Here is a 17,105-nt window from a genome sequence, read left to right as displayed (position 1 = left end):
GCGTTTTCCCTCTTCCTGGGGGAGAGGGCCACGGTAAGGGCATCAGACCACACGAATGCCCAACAATGAAGACGCCCCCGCTTCACCACTCAGCAGTTCTTCTGTACTTCCGTCCCACAAAATACGTCCCTCCGCAATCACCACCGATCGCGGCGCAATCCGTGCGGCATCCTCAATACTGTGCGACACCATCAGCATCGTCAGTTGCTGGCGCTGACAGACGTCCTGCACCAGCGCCAGCATCTCCTGGCGCAGAGCGGGATCGAGCGCCGAGAACGGCTCATCCAGCAGCAGTACTGGCTGCTCTCGCACCAGACAACGCGCCAGCGCCACGCGCTGACGCTGGCCGCCGGAAAGCTCGCCCGGCAGCCTGTCAATGAACCCGGTGATCCCCATCTGTGCGGCAATGATCTCCAGCTTCTGGCGCTGGGCGTCGTTCAGCCTGAGCCCCGGATGCATTCCCAGAGCGATGTTTTGCCGCACCGTCAGATGGGTAAACAGGTTGTTTTCCTGGAACAGCATTGAGACCGGACGTTTTGCGGGCGGCGTGTGGGTATGATCGTGATTTTCAATGACGATCGCGCCGCTTGCCGGCTGAAGAAAACCCGCAATCAAATTAAGCAGCGTGCTTTTTCCCGCGCCGCTTGGGCCAAGTACGGCGATCATCTCCCCCTGGCGCACGGAGAGCGTGAAGCGCATCGGCAGATGCTGGTAAAGCCAGGTTACATCAGTCAGTGTTAACATCGCGCCCCGGAAGTTTTTCGATAACGGTAAATAAGGCAAAGCACAGCAGCAGCAGTAACAGTGCTGTGACCGCGCCGTCCTGACTGCGATAAGAGCCGATTTGCTGATAGAGCCAGAACGGCAGCGTGCGGAAATCTTCGTTGCCAAAGAGGGCTACCACGCCAAAATCGCCAATCGACAGCACGCAAGCAAACGCCAGCGCCTGGGCGAGCGGCCGTTTTAGCGCGCGGAGTTCGACCACCTTCAGTCGCTGCCAGCCCTGCATGCCCAGCGACTGGCACAGTAAACCGTAACGGCTGTTGACGTCGCGCATCGGGTTTTCCAGCACCTTAAGCGCGTAAGGGATGGCCATTAAGGCGTTGGTAAAAATGACGATGCCGTCGGCGCTTTCCGGCAGGCCGATGGTGCTGTTGAACAGTAAAAAGAAGCCCGTCGCCAGCACGATGCCCGGCATCGCCAGAATCAGCATGCCCGTCAGCTCCAGCGCCTGTCCGGTTTTACGAGCATGACGCGCGTAGAGCTCGCGGCTGCTCCAGAGCAGCATCATGGTCAGAAGTACACAGACCAGCCCGGCTGCCAGCGCGATGCGCAGCGAGGTCCACGTCGCTTCCCAGAGGACGGGTTGCTGCAGGACGGACGTGAGATTGAGGTTCAGTCCGTCAACGATAACGGCCATCAGCGGCGGCAGCAGTAGCATGAGCGCCAGCGTAATCAGGATAAAATCGGCGACGCGGCTGTGCAGGCTGTCCTGCGGGTCGCGCCAGCCGGTTATTTGATTACTGCCAGCGGGAATGGCTTTACTCAGTCGCTGGCTCAGCAGCACCAGCACCAGACAGCACGCCATCTGCACCATCGCCAGCAGCGCGGCGCGGCCCGGATCGTAGTCGTAACTTAAGGCCTGATAAATCGCCAGCTCAATGGTGGTGGCCTGCGGCCCACCGCCGAGCGAAAGCACGGTGGCAAAGCTGGCGAAGCAGAGCATAAAGATTAGCGCGGCCACCGGGGCAATCTGACGTCGCAGCCACGGCCATTCGACAAAGCGGAAGAACGACCAGCCGCGCATGCCGAGCTGAGCCGCAATCTGGCGTTGCTCGCCGGGAATGTTTTCCAGCGCCTGTAAAAAGAGGCGCGTCGCCATCGGCATATTGAAGAAAATGTGCGCCAGCAGAATGCCTTTCAGCCCGTAAGGGGAAAAGGTCCACTCCAGCCCCAAAGATGCAAAGAGCGAAGCAAGCCAGCCCTGACGACCGTAGACGCTCAGAATGCCAAAAACGGCCACCAGAACCGGCAGGATCAGCGTCATGGCGCACAGGCGCAGCAGAGCCTGCCTGCCGGGAAAACGCCGGCGGTACAGCGCTCGCGCGAGGAAAATGGCCGGGATCGCTGACAGCAGCGCAGAAAGAAACGCCTGCCAGAAAGAGAACCGGATAACGTGCCAGAGATAGCTGTCGTGCCAGAGCGCGAGCAGATCGCTCTCTGGCGCATTAAACCACAACGCAAGGAATGCCCCCAGGCTGACCACCACCATCAGCATGGCGGCGAGCAGGCCGGGGATTAACCAGCCGGGAATTAACGGCTGACGGCGCGTTGCCATTCACTTACCCATGCTGCACGCTGCGCGGCGACCTGCTGCGGCGTAAATTCCAGCGAGGTTGTTGGTTTGGTCAACTGCTCGAAACCTGCGGGCAGGGTAACGCTGGTGACCGGATACATCCAGTTGCCTGCGGGAATCGCATTCTGGAACGCCGGTGAAACCATGAACTTCAGGAACTTCTCGGCCAGCTCCGGCTGTTTGCTGGCGGCGGTACGCGCTGCCACTTCCACCTGCAGATAGTGCCCTTCAGCAAAATTCGCGGCGGCATAGTTGTCTTTCTTCTCTGCGATGATGTGGTAGGCCGGAGAGGTGGTGTAGCTCAGCACAAGGTCGCTTTCCCCTTTCAGGAACAGGCCGTAGGCTTCGCTCCAGCCCTTGGTCACGGTGACGGTTTTGGCGGCCAGTTTCTGCCACGCTTCCGGCGCTTTATCTCCATAGACTTTCTGCATCCACAGCAGCAGGCCCAGACCCGGCGTGCTGGTACGCGGATCTTCATAGATCACGCGCCACTTCTGGTCACTTTCCACCAGCTCTTTCAGGCTTTTCGGCGGGTTTTTCAGCTTATTTTTGTCGTAAACAAAAGCAAAATAGCCGTAATCGAACGGCACGAAGGTGTCGTTTTTCCAGCCGCCCGGCACGTTGACGGCATCTGCCGCCACGCCGCTTTTGGCAAACAGTCTGGTTTGCGTCGCGGCTTCCAGCAGGTTGTTATCCAGCCCGAGCACCACGTCGGCCTTGCTGTTTTTCCCTTCCATGCGCAGACGGTTGAGCAGCGACACGCCATCTTCCAGCGCCACGAACTTCAGCTCGCAGTTGCAGTCGGCTTCAAAGGCTTTTTTTACCACCGGGCCAGGGCCCCAGTCGGCGGAGAAGGAGTCGTAGGTGTAGACCGTCAGGACGGGTTTCGCGAAAGCAGGCAGCGCAAACAGCGCCAGCAGGGGGAAAACTTTTTTTAACACTTTGCACCTCAGAGTTGAGTGGCAAAGGATTTTGAGCGACAGCCTCAAATCCCTTCGCCGGCGTTATCCGGATCAGGTTCGACGGGTATTATCTCAGCGCACATCTGTGATGCAGCACCCCGTTGAGAACGGCGCTATTGTAATGATTTGGTGAATATTACGAAAGCGTTATGGTTCCGGCGGCGCAAACCAGGCGGATTTAAAATCAAACCAGCCCAGGGTGTTCATCCGCAGGCCGCGCATGCTGCGCTGTCCCTGGATCAGCAGCCAGTGGTGGATCAACGGTACGATCGTCTGCCCGGCCAGCAGCTCCTGGCACCATGCGGCCAGATCCATTTCGCCTGCCCGCCACTTCGCGGCGTCCTGCTGCCAGTCCCGGTTGATACAGTGCTGAATGAGGGGCACTTCATACAGGTGAGAAAAGAGCGAGAAATCAAGCGGCAGCGTGAAGTTGGCGCTATTGAGCCAGATATCGCTGACGACATCCCCGCGGTGCCATTCATCATAGTCGACTTCCTGTATCGCCAGTGTCACGCCTTCGGCCGCCAGCAGCTTGCTCATAATCTTCGCGATAAAACGGTGCTCAATGTGATCGCGATAGTAGCTGAGGGTGATGGTCTCCAGCCCGGCAGGTTTTCCACTGCGCACCGGCTGAGCATGGTGCCAGCGCGGAAGCAGGCCATATGCCGGGAACCACCAGGTCTGGTATTGCTCCTCTGCGTGATAAATCAGGTTAGCCGGGGCCAGAACATGGCTGATCCACGTGCGGACGTCGTGGTTTGCTCCGCGGTGGCTGCGGCTGTCAAAGAGCAGGTAGTAACAGCCCTCCTCCAGGCGACTTTCGAACGCCTTTTCGCTTGTTGTGGGGCCTTCCAGCGTCAGGCCTGCGCTCAGCTCTTCGTTGAGATCCGGTAATACCCAGACGTTCACTTCGTCGATCAGCGCCCGATAGCCAAAATAGTCATCAAAGGCGCGGATTTTGAGCTGGTTGTTGGTATTGCGCGTCACGGAGTAGGGGCCCGTGCCAATCGGCAGGCTGGCAAAATTGTTCAGCGATCGCCATTCGCCGGGCAGGATCATTGAGGGCACATAGCCCAGCAGCCACGGCAGCCATCTGTCCGGCTGCGACAATTCAATGTCCAGCGTCCAGGCCGTGGGGGAGTGGATCCGCGAGACGTGCGAATAGAGCGGAAGCGTGCGGGCGCGTTCCAGAGAGGCGATGACGTCACTCATCTCCAGCTCGCGTCCGTGGTGGAAGTGAATGCCCGGGCGTAAAAAGAAACGCCAGTGCAGGGGGGAAAGCTGCTGCCAGTGGTGCGCGATGTCCGCTTCCAGCTCCCCGTTTTCCTCATTTATTTTCGTCAGGCCGCTGAATATCTGCCGGGCCATATGGGTTTCAGAACGACGCAACGCCGTGCCGGGCAACAGGTTTTTCATTGGCCGATAGTAGAGCACCCGCATAATGTGGCGGCCCTGACGAAAGCTGCGCCCCAGATGCGAGACCAGCATCTGGCGCACGGCGGCCTTGTCGCCCACCAGCTGGACCAGCTGATCGATGCGATCCTGCTCCAGCAGATCCTCCGCCCGCTGTTGCTGCAGCGCCAGACCAGTATAGAGGAAGGTTAAGCGAGAGCGCTTGCCGCGTCCGGCCTCGGCCTCCCAGCTTAGCCAGCCCTGCTGCTGCATGGTGTTGAGCAACGTGCGCATATGGCGGCGAGAGCAATTGAGGAGTTCTGCCAGCTCGTTAAGCGTGGTCTCCTGCGATTGACCCTCGCAGCACTGCCACAGGCGGATAAATTGTTGTTGCAGTCGACCGGATGGCATAAAAGGGGAACTCCTGACAAAAAATCAGCAATTTATTAATCCCTATATTAGGCCAATAATGCTTCCCGATGAAGTGAGGAGGTAAATTATGAAGAGGTCTACCGCACGTCAGTTTTATCAGCAGTACTTTTCAGCGACAAAAGGATCGTCCTGGCTGGCCCGCCAGTGTGCAGAGCAACGGCTGAAAATATTGGAAGAACTGATGCAGTGGGACGTTACGAAACCGACCTCTTCCCGCTAACTCGCCTCGATCATGTGTGACTGAGTATTGGTGTTTATCACCCGCCAGCAAAATGTTTTTGCTGGCTTTTTTCGTTTATTCTTTCACCCAATTTCGATTCGCTTTCACAAGGACTTGCGCATGCTGTGGTTGATGACGATGGGGCGCCGCCTGAATGGCGTATATGCCGCTTTTATGCTGGTGGCCTTTATGATGGGCGTGGCGGGGGCCCTACAGGCGCCGACGCTGAGCCTGTTCCTCAGCCGCGAGGTGGGCGCACAGCCGTTTTGGGTTGGCCTGTTTTATACCGTCAACGCCATTGCCGGGATCCTCGTTAGCCTGGGACTGGCGAAACGATCGGACAGCCAGGGCGATCGCCGCAGGCTGATCCTCTTTTGCTGCGCGATGGCCGTGGGCAACGCGCTGCTTTTTGCCTTTAACCGTCACTACCTGACGCTCATCACCTGCGGCGTGCTGCTGGCCTCTCTTGCCAATACCGCCATGCCGCAGCTGTTCGCGCTGGCCCGTGAATACGCCGACAGCTCGGCGCGGGAGGTGGTGATGTTCAGCTCGGTGATGCGCGCGCAGCTCTCTCTTGCATGGGTCATCGGCCCGCCGCTGGCCTTCATGCTGGCGCTGAACTATGGCTTCACGGTCATGTTTTCGATCGCGGCAGGCATTTTTATTATTAGCCTGGCGCTGATTGCCTTTGCGCTGCCGTCCGTCGCTCGGATTGAGCAGACGACGGATAAGCCCATCACGCAGGTGAGCGGCTGGCAGGATAAAAACGTCCGCATGCTGTTTATCGCCTCCACGCTGATGTGGACCTGTAACACCATGTACATCATTGATATGCCGCTGTGGATCAGCAGCGATCTGGGCCTGCCGGACAAGCTTGCCGGGATCTTAATGGGCACAGCTGCCGGGCTGGAAATTCCAGCGATGATTCTTGCGGGGTATTACGTGAAGCGCTTCGGAAAGCGTCGGATGATGATCGTCGCCGTGGCGGCCGGGGTGCTGTTTTACGCGGGACTGATCCTTTTCCATTCGCGTGAAGCGCTGCTTGCGCTGCAGCTGTTTAACGCTGTGTTTATTGGTATCGTTGCCGGGATCGGCATGCTCTGGTTCCAGGATCTTATGCCCGGACGCGCAGGCTCTGCGACCACGCTTTTTACCAACAGCATTTCGACGGGCGTTATTCTGGCGGGGGTGATTCAGGGGGCGCTGGCGCAAAGCTATGGCCATGCCTCGGTTTACTGGGTGATTGCGGCGATTTCGGTGGTTACGCTTGGGCTGACCTGCCGGGTCAAGGATGTTTGATTCCGGGAGGTGGCTTCACGAAATGAGACGATTGTCTGACAGGTATCGGAGGGAAGCAATGGCCCGCGTGCAGCGGGCCACTGCTTTTAGCCCATAAACGCAGGCTGTTTTTTCTCGTACGCGGAGATGGCGTCCTCGTGCTGGAGCGTCAGGCCAATGCTGTCCAGACCGTTGAGCATGCAGTGGCGACGGAAGGCATCGATGCTGAAGCTGTAGGTCTTATCCCCGGCTTTCACCACTTCCCCTTCCAGATCCACCTCAAACGCCATGCCCGGGTTCGCCTTAACCAGCGCGAACAATTCATCGACCTGCTCGTCGCTCAGCGTCACCGGCAGCAGTTGGTTGTTGAAGCTGTTGCCGTAAAAGATATCCGCGAAGCTCGGGGCGATAACTACCTTAAAGCCGTAGTCGGTCAACGCCCATGGCGCATGCTCACGCGATGAGCCGCAGCCGAAGTTTTCCCGCGCCAGCAGAATGGAGGCACCTTTGTATTCCGGGAAGTTCAGGACGAATTCCGGGTTCGGCACTTCGCCTTTGTCGTCCAGAAAACGCCAGTCGTTAAACAGGTGTGCGCCAAAACCGGTGCGGGTCACTTTCTGCAAAAACTGCTTAGGAATGATCGCGTCCGTATCGACGTTAGCGGCGTCCAGCGGGACAACACGGCCCGTATGTTGGGTAAATTTTTCTGCCATGATTGTCTCCTTATTTCAGGCTGCGAATATCGGCGAAATGGCCGGTAACTGCCGCGGCGGCGGCCATTGCCGGGCTGACCAGATGGGTGCGTCCACCGCGGCCCTGACGGCCTTCAAAGTTACGGTTGCTGGTAGAGGCGCAGCGCTCGCCCGGATTCAGGCGGTCGTTGTTCATCGCCAGACACATTGAGCAGCCCGGCAGGCGCCACTCGAAGCCTGCTTCGATGAAGATCTTATCCAGACCTTCCGCTTCCGCCTGGGCTTTCACCGGACCGGAGCCTGGAACCACCAGCGCCTGCACGCCCGGCGCCACTTTACGGCCTTTGGCAATCTCTGCCGCCGCGCGTAAATCCTCGATACGTGAGTTGGTGCAGGAACCGATAAAGACTTTATCAATGGCGACATCGGTCAACGGTACGCCTGGCTTCAGTCCCATATAGGCCAGCGCTTTTTCCGCACTGGCGCGCTCGACCGGATCGGCGAAGGACGCCGGGTCCGGGATGCTGTCGTTGACGGAAATCACCTGGCCCGGATTGGTGCCCCAGGTCACCTGAGGGGCAATCTCTTCCGCCTGCAGCGTGACAACGGTATCGAAGGTCGCGCCGTCGTCGGTTTTCAGGGTTTTCCAGTACGCCACCGCGTCGTCAAAATCCTGACCCTTCGGCGCATGCAGACGGCCTTTCACATAGTTGAAGGTGGTTTCGTCCGGCGCGACCAGGCCAGCTTTTGCGCCCATCTCAATAGCCATGTTGCACAGGGTCATACGACCTTCCATGCTTAGCGCCTGAATCGCGTCGCCGCAAAATTCCACAACGTGGCCGGTACCGCCCGCGCTGCCGGTTTTACCGATGATGGCCAGCACGATGTCCTTCGCGGTAATGCCCGGCGCGGCTTTACCCTTTACTTCAATTTTCATGGTTTTGGCGCGGCCCTGCTTCAGGGTCTGGGTCGCCAGAACGTGTTCCACTTCAGACGTGCCGATCCCGAAGGCCAGCGCGCCAAACGCGCCGTGGGTTGCGGTATGGGAGTCGCCGCAGACAATGGTCATGCCCGGCAGGGTAATACCCTGCTCAGGCCCCATCACGTGGACGATGCCCTGATACGGATGGTTCAGGTCATACAGCTCAACGCCAAACTCGTTGCAGTTCTTGATCAGCTCCTGCATCTGGATACGCGCCATCTCACCCGAGGCATTAATGTCTTTGGTCTGGGTGGAGACGTTGTGATCCATAGTCGCGAAGGTTTTACCCGGCTGACGTACCGGGCGCTTGTGCGCGCGCAGGCCGTCAAATGCCTGCGGAGAGGTCACTTCGTGTACCAGATGACGGTCAATGTACAGCAGCGGGGTTTCGTTTGGTGCCTCGTAAACAACGTGCGCATCAAACAACTTTTCATATAACGTCTTAGCCATGATTACACCCCTTCAGCGACATAGCGGGCAATAATGTCGCCCATTTCATCGGTACTGACTGCTGCCGTGCCGCGCGCTAAGTCACCGGTACGGACGCCTTCTTCTAACGCCCGGTTAATGGCGTTTTCAATTGCGGTTGCTGCGTCGCCTGCATCGAGGCTATAGCGCAGCAGCAGGGCCAGGGAGAGGATCTGCGCAATCGGATTAGCAATGTTTTTGCCGGCGATATCCGGTGCGGAGCCGCCCGCCGGCTCGTACAGTCCAAAGCCTTCTTCATTCAGGCTGGCGGATGGCAGCATGCCCATAGAACCGGTGATCATCGCGCACTCGTCAGACAAGATATCGCCGAACAGGTTGGAGCAGAGCAGCACGTCAAACTGGGACGGATCCTTAATCAGCTGCATCGTTGCGTTGTCGATGTACATGTGCGACAGCTCAACGTCCGGGTACTGCTTAGCGACTTCACTGACGATCTCGCGCCACAAAATGGACGACTGCAGCACGTTCGCTTTATCAATGGAGGTCACCTTATGGCGGCGCTTACGTGCTGACTCAAACGCGATATGGGCGATACGTTCAATTTCGAAACGGTGATACACCTCGGTATCAAACGCTTTCTCATGCTGGCCGCTGCCTTCGCGACCTTTTGGCTGACCAAAGTAGATCCCACCCGTCAGCTCGCGCACGCAGAGAATGTCGAATCCGTTGGCCGCGATGTCCGCGCGCAGCGGGCAGAACTCTTCCAGCCCCTGATACAGCTTCGCCGGACGCAGGTTGCTGAACAGCTTAAAATGTTTACGCAGCGGCAGCAGCGCGCCGCGCTCTGGTTGCTCTGCCGGCGGGAGATGTTCCCATTTTGGGCCACCGACGGAGCCAAACAGCACGGCATCGGCATTTTCGCAGCCTTCAACGGTGGCTTTCGGCAATGGCGTTCCGTGATTATCAATCGCAATACCGCCCACGTCGTAGTGGCTGGTAGTAATTTTCATCGCAAAACGCGTGCGAACGGCTTCCAGTACTTTCAGCGCCTGTGCCATTACTTCCGGGCCAATACCGTCACCCGGCAACACAGCAATATGGTAATTCTTCGACATTACACGGTTTCCTTGTTGTTCTCTTTATTCTGAGCTTTGCGTTGCAACTCTTTTTCGACTTCAGCGGCGCGCCAGATGTTGTTCAGGACATGCACCATCGCTTTCGCGGAGGATTCGACAATATCCGTCGCCAGGCCCACACCGTGGAAACGGCGGCCGTTGTAGTTGACGACGATATCCACCTGACCCAGCGCATCTTTACCATGTCCTTTCGCCGTCAGGTCATACTTCACTAACTCAACGTCGTACTCGGTGACACGGTTGATCGCCTGATAGATAGCGTCGACAGGGCCGTTGCCGTTTGCCGCTTCCGCTTTAATTTCATCACCGCAGGCCAGTTTGACCGAGGCGGTGGCGATGTCGCTGGAGCCGGACTGCACATTGAAGTAATCCAGACGGAAGTGCTCTGGCTCTTCCTGCTGCTTGTTGATGAAGGCCAGCGCTTCCAGGTCGTAATCGAACACCTGGCCTTTCTTGTCGGCCAGCTTCAGGAACGCGTCGTACAGCTGATCCATGTTGTAATCGCTGTCCTGATAACCCATCTCTTCCATACGGTGCTTAACCGCCGCGCGGCCAGAGCGAGAGGTCAGGTTCAGCTGCACCTGGTTCAGGCCGATGGATTCCGGAGTCATGATTTCGTAGTTTTCACGGTTCTTCAGCACGCCGTCCTGGTGAATACCGGAGGAGTGCGCGAAGGCGCCGGTGCCGACAATCGCTTTGTTGGCCGGAATCGGCATGTTGCAAATCTGGCTGACGGTCTGGCTGGTGCGCCAGATTTCGTTGTGATTGATGCGGGTGTGCACGTCCATGATGTCTTTGCGCACCTTGATTGCCATAATCACTTCTTCCAGCGAACAGTTGCCCGCGCGCTCGCCGATACCGTTCATCGCGCCTTCTACCTGACGCGCGCCGGCGTGCACCGCGGCGATGGCATTGCCTACGGCCAGGCCCAAATCATCATGGGTATGCACTGAGATGATCGCTTTATCAATATTCGGTACGCGCTCATACAGGCCGGTGATGATGTTGGAGAACTCAAACGGCATGGTGTAGCCGACGGTGTCCGGGATGTTGATGGTTTTCGCGCCCGCGTTGATGGCGGCTTCCACTACGCGCGCCAGGTCTTCGATTGGCGTACGGCCCGCATCTTCACAGGAGAATTCAACGTCATCGGTGTAGTTGCGTGCGCGCTTAACCATATATACCGCGCGTTCAATGACCTCATCCAGCGTGCTGCGCAACTTGGTTGCGATATGCATGGGGGAGGTGGCAATAAAGGTGTGAATACGGAAGGCTTCGGCCACTTTCAGCGACTCAGCAGCAACGTCGATGTCTTTCTCTACGCAGCGCGCCAGACCGCACACGCGGCTGTTTTTAATGGTGCGGGCGATAGTCTGGACGGATTCGAAATCACCCGGAGACGAGACCGGGAAGCCGACCTCCATCACGTCGACGCCCATACGTTCGAGAGCCAGCGCAATCTGCAGTTTCTCTTTTACACTCAGGCTTGCCTGTAATGCCTGTTCACCGTCACGTAAAGTTGTATCGAAAATAATGACTTGCTGGCTCATGGGTTAGGTCCTTGTCAGTCTTAGGGCGCCTTGCTACGAGCATAAAAAAACCCGCGCAGTGGCGCGGGTTTTTAGTCTTACTGGTGACGATTCAACGCTGAATTTCGCCCGCCAGTCTACCGCGCACAGTGGATGCGTTTAGTAGTAGTAGACCGGTGAAACGAATGGTGCGTGTCATGAATCGTGCTCCGTTAAATTCAATATGCTTTTAGTGGTACTGGATACGACTGTGCATGTCAACCCCTGATGGTAAAAACGGCCCCGGAAGGTCGAGCAGGGAGGATGTGTGCTTTAGCTTATTGTGCTGGATTTTTCTTGTCTGGCTTTACAAATTGTCTAAATTTGGACTTAAAAAACATTTGCAGAAACAAATAAAATTAATAGGTATTTTTCAGGCGATCGTTTTGTTATGTAGGTGTCCTTTTAAAAATTCTTTAATATCACTTGTTTATCATTCTGGTAAGTGTGTTTTGACTTCACTGAAATGAAAGGTGATAACAGATTATTAACTTAGTACTGAGCAACAGCGATAACAGTTTAATTATACTTAAGTCATCCTTAACTGGATGGTTGTTGTATATTGATTCGGTTTATGGTTTCATTCCAGCACTAAAGTTAAACATATCTTTTGCGTCTATTTTTATTTTAACGTTATTACGTGATCTTTATATATTCCGATTTTTAAACAATTTTCTTTCGCTGGTCGTATTTGCATGGTAAATCATATTTTCTGAAATTATTACAGTGCGTTGGCGAAGGGAGTGTAGCGTGACAGTGGAGTCAGAAGTGCCAGAAAATAATATTAAACAACCACAGGTTACTGATGGGATTAAACCGCAGTTGCGCACGGTGGATCTTAATCTATTGACGGTGTTTGATGCCGTCATGCAGGAGCAGAATATCACCCGGGCGGCACAAGCGTTGGGAATGTCACAACCTGCGGTAAGCAACGCGGTTGCCAGGCTTAAAGTGATGTTCAACGACGAATTATTCGTTCGTTATGGCAGAGGGATCCAGCCGACAGCGCGGGCTTTCCAGCTTTTCGGCTCCATCCGCCAGGCGCTGCAACTGGTTCAAAATGAGCTGCCAGGCTCGGGCTTTGAACCCTTAAGCAGTGAGAGAGTATTCCATCTCTGCGTCTGCAGCCCATTAGATAATTATCTGACATCAATTATTTATAATAAAGTTGAAGAGATCGCACCTAATATTAATCTTGTCTTTAAATCGTCCTTAAATCAAAACACTGAACACCAGTTACGTTACCAGGAAACCGAATTTGTCCTGGGGTATGAAGAATTCCGCCGACCTGAATTTTCCTGCGTACCGCTGTTTAAAGATGAAATGGTGCTGGTTGCCAGCAAAAAACATCCACGACTGAATGCTCCGCTACGTGAAAGTGACGTTTATAGCGAACAGCATGCCGTTGTCGCGCTCGACAGATATGCCTCCTTTAGCCTGCCGTGGTACGACACTGCGGAGAAACAGGCGAGCGTGGCTTATCAGGGGATGGCCATGGTCAGTGTATTAAACGTCGTTTCCCAGACGCAGCTGGTGGCAATTGCGCCACGCTGGCTGGCAGAAGAGTTCTCTGGCGCATTAAATCTGCAAATTCTGCCCCTGCCACTCAAGCTAAATAGCCGTACCTGCTATCTCTCCTGGCATGAAGCCGCTGGACGGGATAAAGGACATCAGTGGATGGAAGAGCTACTTATTAGCATCTGCCGTCGATAATCGAGTCAGGATAAATTGCATCTCTGCATGTAATTTATCTTGGTTTTATTTCATTTATTGATATTTTGTTCTGTTGTGTATTTTGTCTGGTGGCTGCCAGGCCTGTAAAAATAGATGATTTTCTGGATCGCCGCGCTTTTCAGCGATGATTTATCATCTCGCCCTCTAATTTCAGATGAATTAACCATATCCTCTGACAATGTCTGTTTTTTCTGCTTTCGCGGCCTCTTCTCTCTCCTGGTTTGCGAATTGCCTGCCTCATAACGAGCGGTTAAGGTAAGTATCACTCTGCAAAATAGAAGACGGGTTCATCCCGATCGCAAGACGGTGCGGAAATGAATTCGGCGGTCCGTCTATAACAAAATGCCTGGAGGCAAAGCATGGAGATGTTGTCTGGCGCGGAAATGGTCGTCCGGTCGCTGATCGATCAGGGCGTAAAGCAAGTGTTCGGCTATCCTGGCGGTGCGGTTCTTGATATTTATGATGCGCTGCATACGGTAGGGGGCATTGACCATGTGCTGGTACGCCATGAGCAGGCGGCGGTGCACATGGCCGATGGCCTGGCGCGTGCGACGGGTGAAGTGGGCGTGGTCCTGGTCACGTCGGGGCCTGGTGCGACAAACGCCATTACCGGCATTGCGACCGCGTACATGGACTCTATTCCGCTGGTGATCCTTTCCGGACAGGTCGCGACATCACTGATTGGCTATGACGCGTTTCAGGAGTGCGACATGGTCGGGATTTCGCGTCCCGTTGTGAAGCACAGCTTCCTGGTAAAGCAAACCGAAGACATTCCTGGCGTGCTGAAGAAGGCGTTCTGGCTGGCGGCAAGCGGGCGCCCGGGGCCGGTGGTGGTCGATCTCCCTAAAGATATCCTGAACCCGGCAAACAAGCTGCCTTATGTCTGGCCGGAATCGGTGAGCATGCGCTCTTACAACCCAACAACGCAGGGCCACAAAGGTCAGATCAAACGTGCGCTGCAAACGCTGCTGGCTGCTAAAAAACCGGTGGTCTATGTCGGTGGCGGGGCTGTCAATTCAGCGTGTGAGACACAGCTTCGTGAACTGGTTGAAAAGCTCAATCTTCCTGTTGCGTCATCGCTGATGGGGCTCGGAGCATTTCCCGCCACCCACCGTCAGGCGCTCGGCATGTTAGGGATGCACGGTACCTATGAAGCCAACATGACAATGCATCATTCTGACGTGATCTTTGCCGTCGGCGTGCGTTTTGACGATCGTACTACCAACAACCTGGCGAAGTACTGCCCGAATGCCACCGTGCTGCACATTGATATTGATCCAACCTCAATTTCAAAAACGGTGTCGGCTGATGTACCTATCGTCGGCGACGCTCGTCAGGTCCTTGAACAAATGTTGGATCTGCTGGCCCTGGAGAACACAGCTCAGCCGCTGGATGAGATCCGCGACTGGTGGCAGCAAATTGAGCAGTGGCGCGCGCGGCAGTGTCTGAAATATGACACCCAAAGCGAGCATATTAAGCCGCAGGCGGTCATCGAAGCGGTCTGGCGACTGACGAAAGGCGATGCATATGTAACCTCTGACGTGGGCCAGCATCAAATGTTTGCCGCCCTCTATTATCCGTTTGATAAACCGCGTCACTGGATCAACTCGGGTGGTTTAGGCACGATGGGCTTTGGCCTGCCTGCCGCGCTGGGCGTTAAGCTGGCGCTGCCAAATGAAACCGTTGTCTGCGTGACCGGTGACGGCAGTATCCAGATGAACATTCAGGAGCTCTCCACCGCGCTGCAATATGAGCTGCCGGTGCTGGTACTCAACCTCAACAACGGCTATCTCGGCATGGTGAAGCAGTGGCAGGATATGATCTACTCAGGCCGCCACTCTCAGTCGTACATGGAATCGCTGCCAGATTTTGTTCGTCTTGCTGAAGCTTACGGTCATGTGGGGATGCGGGTGACCGACCCGGCTGAACTGGAAACGAAGCTCGCAGAAGCGCTTGAGCACGTTAAAAACAACCGCCTTGTCTTTATGGATGTCATCGTTGATGGGACCGAGCACGTTTATCCGATGCATATTCGCGGCGGCGGTATGGATGAGATGTGGTTAAGCAAAACGGAGAGAACCTGATATGCGCCGGATATTATCGGTATTACTGGAAAACGAGTCTGGCGCACTGTCGCGCGTCATTGGGCTTTTTGCGCAGCGCGGCTATAACATTGAAAGCCTGACCGTAGCGCCAACGGACGATCCGACGCTGTCGCGTATGACGATTCAGACCGTTGGCGACGCCAAGGTGATTGAGCAGATCGAGAAACAGCTGCATAAGCTGGTCGACGTGCTGCGCGTGAGCGAGCTGGGGCAGGGCGCTTACGTTGAGCGTGAGGTCATGCTGGTAAAAATTCAGGCCAGCGGTTACGGGCGGGAAGAGGTCAAACGCAATGCGGATATCTTCCGCGGGCAGATTATCGACGTCACGCCTTCTCTTTATACGGTTCAGCTGGTCGGAACCAGTGACAAGCTGGACGCTTTCCTGGCGTCCGTGCGGGATGTAGCAAAAATTGTTGAGGTGGCGAGATCGGGGATCGTTGGTCTGTCACGCGGCGAGAAAATCATGCGGTAGTTGTTAAAAAGGTTCGCCTCTTTCAGCCCGGTCACCAAAGCCGGGCTTTTTTTTGCGTAATCAGCCGACAACGCAGATAAAAGCGGTTGCCGCGAAGGCTTTTCTGCGTTTAGATGTTAAAAGATTTAACCATAACCTTGACAGGGCCATGGACTCTTTTCTTTTTTTAAGGGGCAATTGTGAAACTGGATGAAATCGCCCGGCTAGCCGGCGTGTCACGAACAACGGCCAGCTATGTGATTAACGGCAAAGCAAAGCAGTACCGTGTCAGCGATAAGACCGTTGAAAAAGTTATGGCGGTGGTTCGTGAGCATAACTACCATCCGAATGCTGTCGCTGCCGGCCTGCGCGCCGGGCGCACCCGCTCTATTGGTCTGGTGATCCCGGATCTGGAAAACACCAGCTATACCCGTATCGCCAACTATCTTGAACGTCAGGCTCGTCAGCGCGGTTACCAGTTGCTGATCGCCTGTTCTGAAGACCAGCCCGATAACGAGATGCGCTGCATTGAGCATCTGCTCCAGCGTCAGGTTGATGCCATCATCGTCTCGACCTCCTTACCGCCGGAGCATCCGTTCTACCAGCGCTGGGCGAACGATCCTTTCCCCATCGTTGCGCTGGACCGCGCACTCGATCGTGAGCATTTCACAAGCGTAGTGGGTGCCGATCAGGATGACGCGGAAATGCTGGCCGCTGAGCTGAGAACTTTCCCCGCTGAAACGGTGCTGTATCTTGGCGCGCTGCCTGAGCTTTCCGTGAGCTTCCTGCGTGAGCAGGGGTTCAGAACCGCCTGGAAAGACGATCCGCGTGAAGTCCACTATCTCTATGCCAACAGCTATGAACGCGAAGCCGCTGCGCAGTTGTTCGAAAAATGGCTGGAGACGCACCCGATGCCCCAGGCGCTGTTCACCACGTCGTTTGCTCTTCTGCAGGGGGTGATGGATGTCACCTTACGTCGTGAAGGCAAGCTTCCCTCCGACCTGGCGATCGCCACGTTTGGGGATAACGAGCTTCTCGATTTCCTTCAGTGCCCGGTGCTGGCAGTGGCTCAGCGTCACCGCGATGTAGCTGAACGCGTTCTGGAGATTGTTCTGGCGAGCCTGGATGAGCCGCGAAAACCGAAGCCGGGTCTGACGCGTATCAAACGTAATCTCTATCATCGCGGAATTTTGAGCCGCCATAAATGAAATGACGGGGCGGCGAAAACCGCCCCTTTTTACTGAAATAATTTGCCGAGTTAATTCCCGCAATGAAATTAGGATAATTCTTGAGAGATCATAATCTACTATTTTTCCTAATTCATTTTGTCGTTTTAAATGGTCCTTAAAGAATCACGAAGCCATTTTA

At 55.5% G+C, this 17,105-nt stretch carries 15 protein-coding genes and 1 riboswitch; of the genes, 6 read left to right on the top strand and 9 right to left on the bottom strand.

The features are described 5' to 3' along the window. Nucleotides 1-42 precede the first annotated feature (42 nt). The 4 genes from thiQ to sgrR form a co-directional block, all read right to left on the bottom strand. The gene (gene thiQ, locus AB8818_RS13665) at nucleotides 43-744 is read right to left on the bottom strand and encodes a thiamine ABC transporter ATP-binding protein ThiQ (RefSeq protein ID WP_192981983.1); all 702 of its coding nucleotides are present in this window, start codon (nucleotides 742-744) and stop codon (nucleotides 43-45) included. Beyond that, nucleotides 728-2,338, bottom strand: coding sequence for a thiamine/thiamine pyrophosphate ABC transporter permease ThiP (gene thiP / locus AB8818_RS13660; protein WP_192981986.1), 1,611 nt, complete (start codon nucleotides 2,336-2,338; stop codon nucleotides 728-730). The genes thiQ and thiP overlap by 17 nt, the downstream gene beginning before the upstream one ends. Then, on the bottom strand, nucleotides 2,314-3,297 hold the full coding sequence (gene thiB, locus AB8818_RS13655) for a thiamine ABC transporter substrate binding subunit (protein ID WP_192981989.1): 984 nt from the start codon (nucleotides 3,295-3,297) through the stop codon (nucleotides 2,314-2,316). The genes thiP and thiB overlap by 25 nt, the downstream gene beginning before the upstream one ends. A gap of 31 nt (nucleotides 3,298-3,328) precedes the next feature. Continuing rightward, a riboswitch (TPP riboswitch) is annotated at nucleotides 3,329-3,429 on the bottom strand. Nucleotides 3,430-3,465: 36 nt separating this feature from the next. Next, nucleotides 3,466-5,121, bottom strand: coding sequence for an HTH-type transcriptional regulator SgrR (sgrR, locus tag AB8818_RS13650; protein ID WP_163330307.1), 1,656 nt, complete (start codon nucleotides 5,119-5,121; stop codon nucleotides 3,466-3,468). Nucleotides 5,122-5,209: 88 nt separating this feature from the next. Here sgrR and sgrT point away from each other — a divergent pair, with 88 nt between their 5' ends. Further along, nucleotides 5,210-5,362 carry a glucose uptake inhibitor SgrT gene (gene sgrT / locus AB8818_RS13645; RefSeq protein ID WP_116342480.1) on the top strand — a complete coding sequence of 51 codons (153 nt, stop codon included), beginning with the start codon at nucleotides 5,210-5,212 and terminating at the stop codon, nucleotides 5,360-5,362. A 120-nt stretch (nucleotides 5,363-5,482) separates the two neighbouring features. Continuing rightward, complete coding sequence (locus AB8818_RS13640) at nucleotides 5,483-6,661, top strand: sugar efflux transporter (RefSeq protein ID WP_116342482.1); 1,179 nt, start codon at nucleotides 5,483-5,485, stop codon at nucleotides 6,659-6,661. Between the two features lie 86 nt (nucleotides 6,662-6,747). Here the strand turns inward: AB8818_RS13640 and leuD are convergent, their stop codons facing one another. The 5 genes from leuD to leuL form a co-directional block, all read right to left on the bottom strand. Next, complete coding sequence (gene leuD, locus AB8818_RS13635; RefSeq protein WP_023345432.1) at nucleotides 6,748-7,353, bottom strand: 3-isopropylmalate dehydratase small subunit; 606 nt, start codon at nucleotides 7,351-7,353, stop codon at nucleotides 6,748-6,750. 10 nt (nucleotides 7,354-7,363) lie between these two features. After that, nucleotides 7,364-8,764, bottom strand: a complete 1,401-nt coding sequence (gene leuC / locus AB8818_RS13630) for a 3-isopropylmalate dehydratase large subunit (RefSeq protein WP_163330309.1) — start codon at nucleotides 8,762-8,764, stop codon at nucleotides 7,364-7,366. Between the two features lie 2 nt (nucleotides 8,765-8,766). Continuing rightward, nucleotides 8,767-9,858: a 3-isopropylmalate dehydrogenase gene (leuB, locus tag AB8818_RS13625; protein ID WP_163330310.1), complete on the bottom strand. Its 1,092-nt coding sequence runs from the start codon at nucleotides 9,856-9,858 to the stop codon at nucleotides 8,767-8,769. Continuing rightward, complete coding sequence (gene leuA, locus AB8818_RS13620) at nucleotides 9,858-11,429, bottom strand: 2-isopropylmalate synthase (RefSeq protein ID WP_116342492.1); 1,572 nt, start codon at nucleotides 11,427-11,429, stop codon at nucleotides 9,858-9,860. The genes leuB and leuA overlap by 1 nt, the downstream gene beginning before the upstream one ends. A 91-nt stretch (nucleotides 11,430-11,520) precedes the next feature. Beyond that, nucleotides 11,521-11,607, bottom strand: a complete 87-nt coding sequence (gene leuL / locus AB8818_RS13615; protein ID WP_071786497.1) for a leu operon leader peptide — start codon at nucleotides 11,605-11,607, stop codon at nucleotides 11,521-11,523. 590 nt (nucleotides 11,608-12,197) lie between these two features. Between leuL and leuO the strand changes: the two genes are divergently transcribed. The 4 genes from leuO to cra all read left to right on the top strand — a co-directional run bounded on the left by leuO (nucleotide 12,198) and on the right by cra (nucleotide 16,945). After that, nucleotides 12,198-13,160, top strand: coding sequence for a transcriptional regulator LeuO (gene leuO / locus AB8818_RS13610; RefSeq protein WP_316387717.1), 963 nt, complete (start codon nucleotides 12,198-12,200; stop codon nucleotides 13,158-13,160). Nucleotides 13,161-13,540: 380 nt separating this feature from the next. Then, the gene (ilvI, locus tag AB8818_RS13605; RefSeq protein WP_192981992.1) at nucleotides 13,541-15,265 is read left to right on the top strand and encodes an acetolactate synthase 3 large subunit; all 1,725 of its coding nucleotides are present in this window, start codon (nucleotides 13,541-13,543) and stop codon (nucleotides 15,263-15,265) included. A 1-nt stretch (nucleotide 15,266) separates the two neighbouring features. Beyond that, a complete protein-coding gene (gene ilvN, locus AB8818_RS13600; RefSeq protein ID WP_045259452.1) occupies nucleotides 15,267-15,758 on the top strand; it encodes an acetolactate synthase small subunit in 492 nt (163 codons plus the stop codon). Between the two features lie 179 nt (nucleotides 15,759-15,937). After that, nucleotides 15,938-16,945 (top strand): catabolite repressor/activator, encoded by a 1,008-nt coding sequence (gene cra, locus AB8818_RS13595; protein WP_014168621.1) that lies wholly within the window; start codon nucleotides 15,938-15,940, stop codon nucleotides 16,943-16,945. The last annotated feature ends 160 nt before the right edge of the window (nucleotides 16,946-17,105 follow it).

The organism is Enterobacter sp. KB-280D8, assembly GCF_041399405.1.
Classification (GTDB): Bacteria; Pseudomonadota; Gammaproteobacteria; order Enterobacterales; family Enterobacteriaceae; genus Enterobacter; species Enterobacter cloacae_N.
The sequence above is the reverse complement of the archived record's forward strand: the minus strand, read 5'-3'. Positions and strand labels throughout refer to the sequence as shown.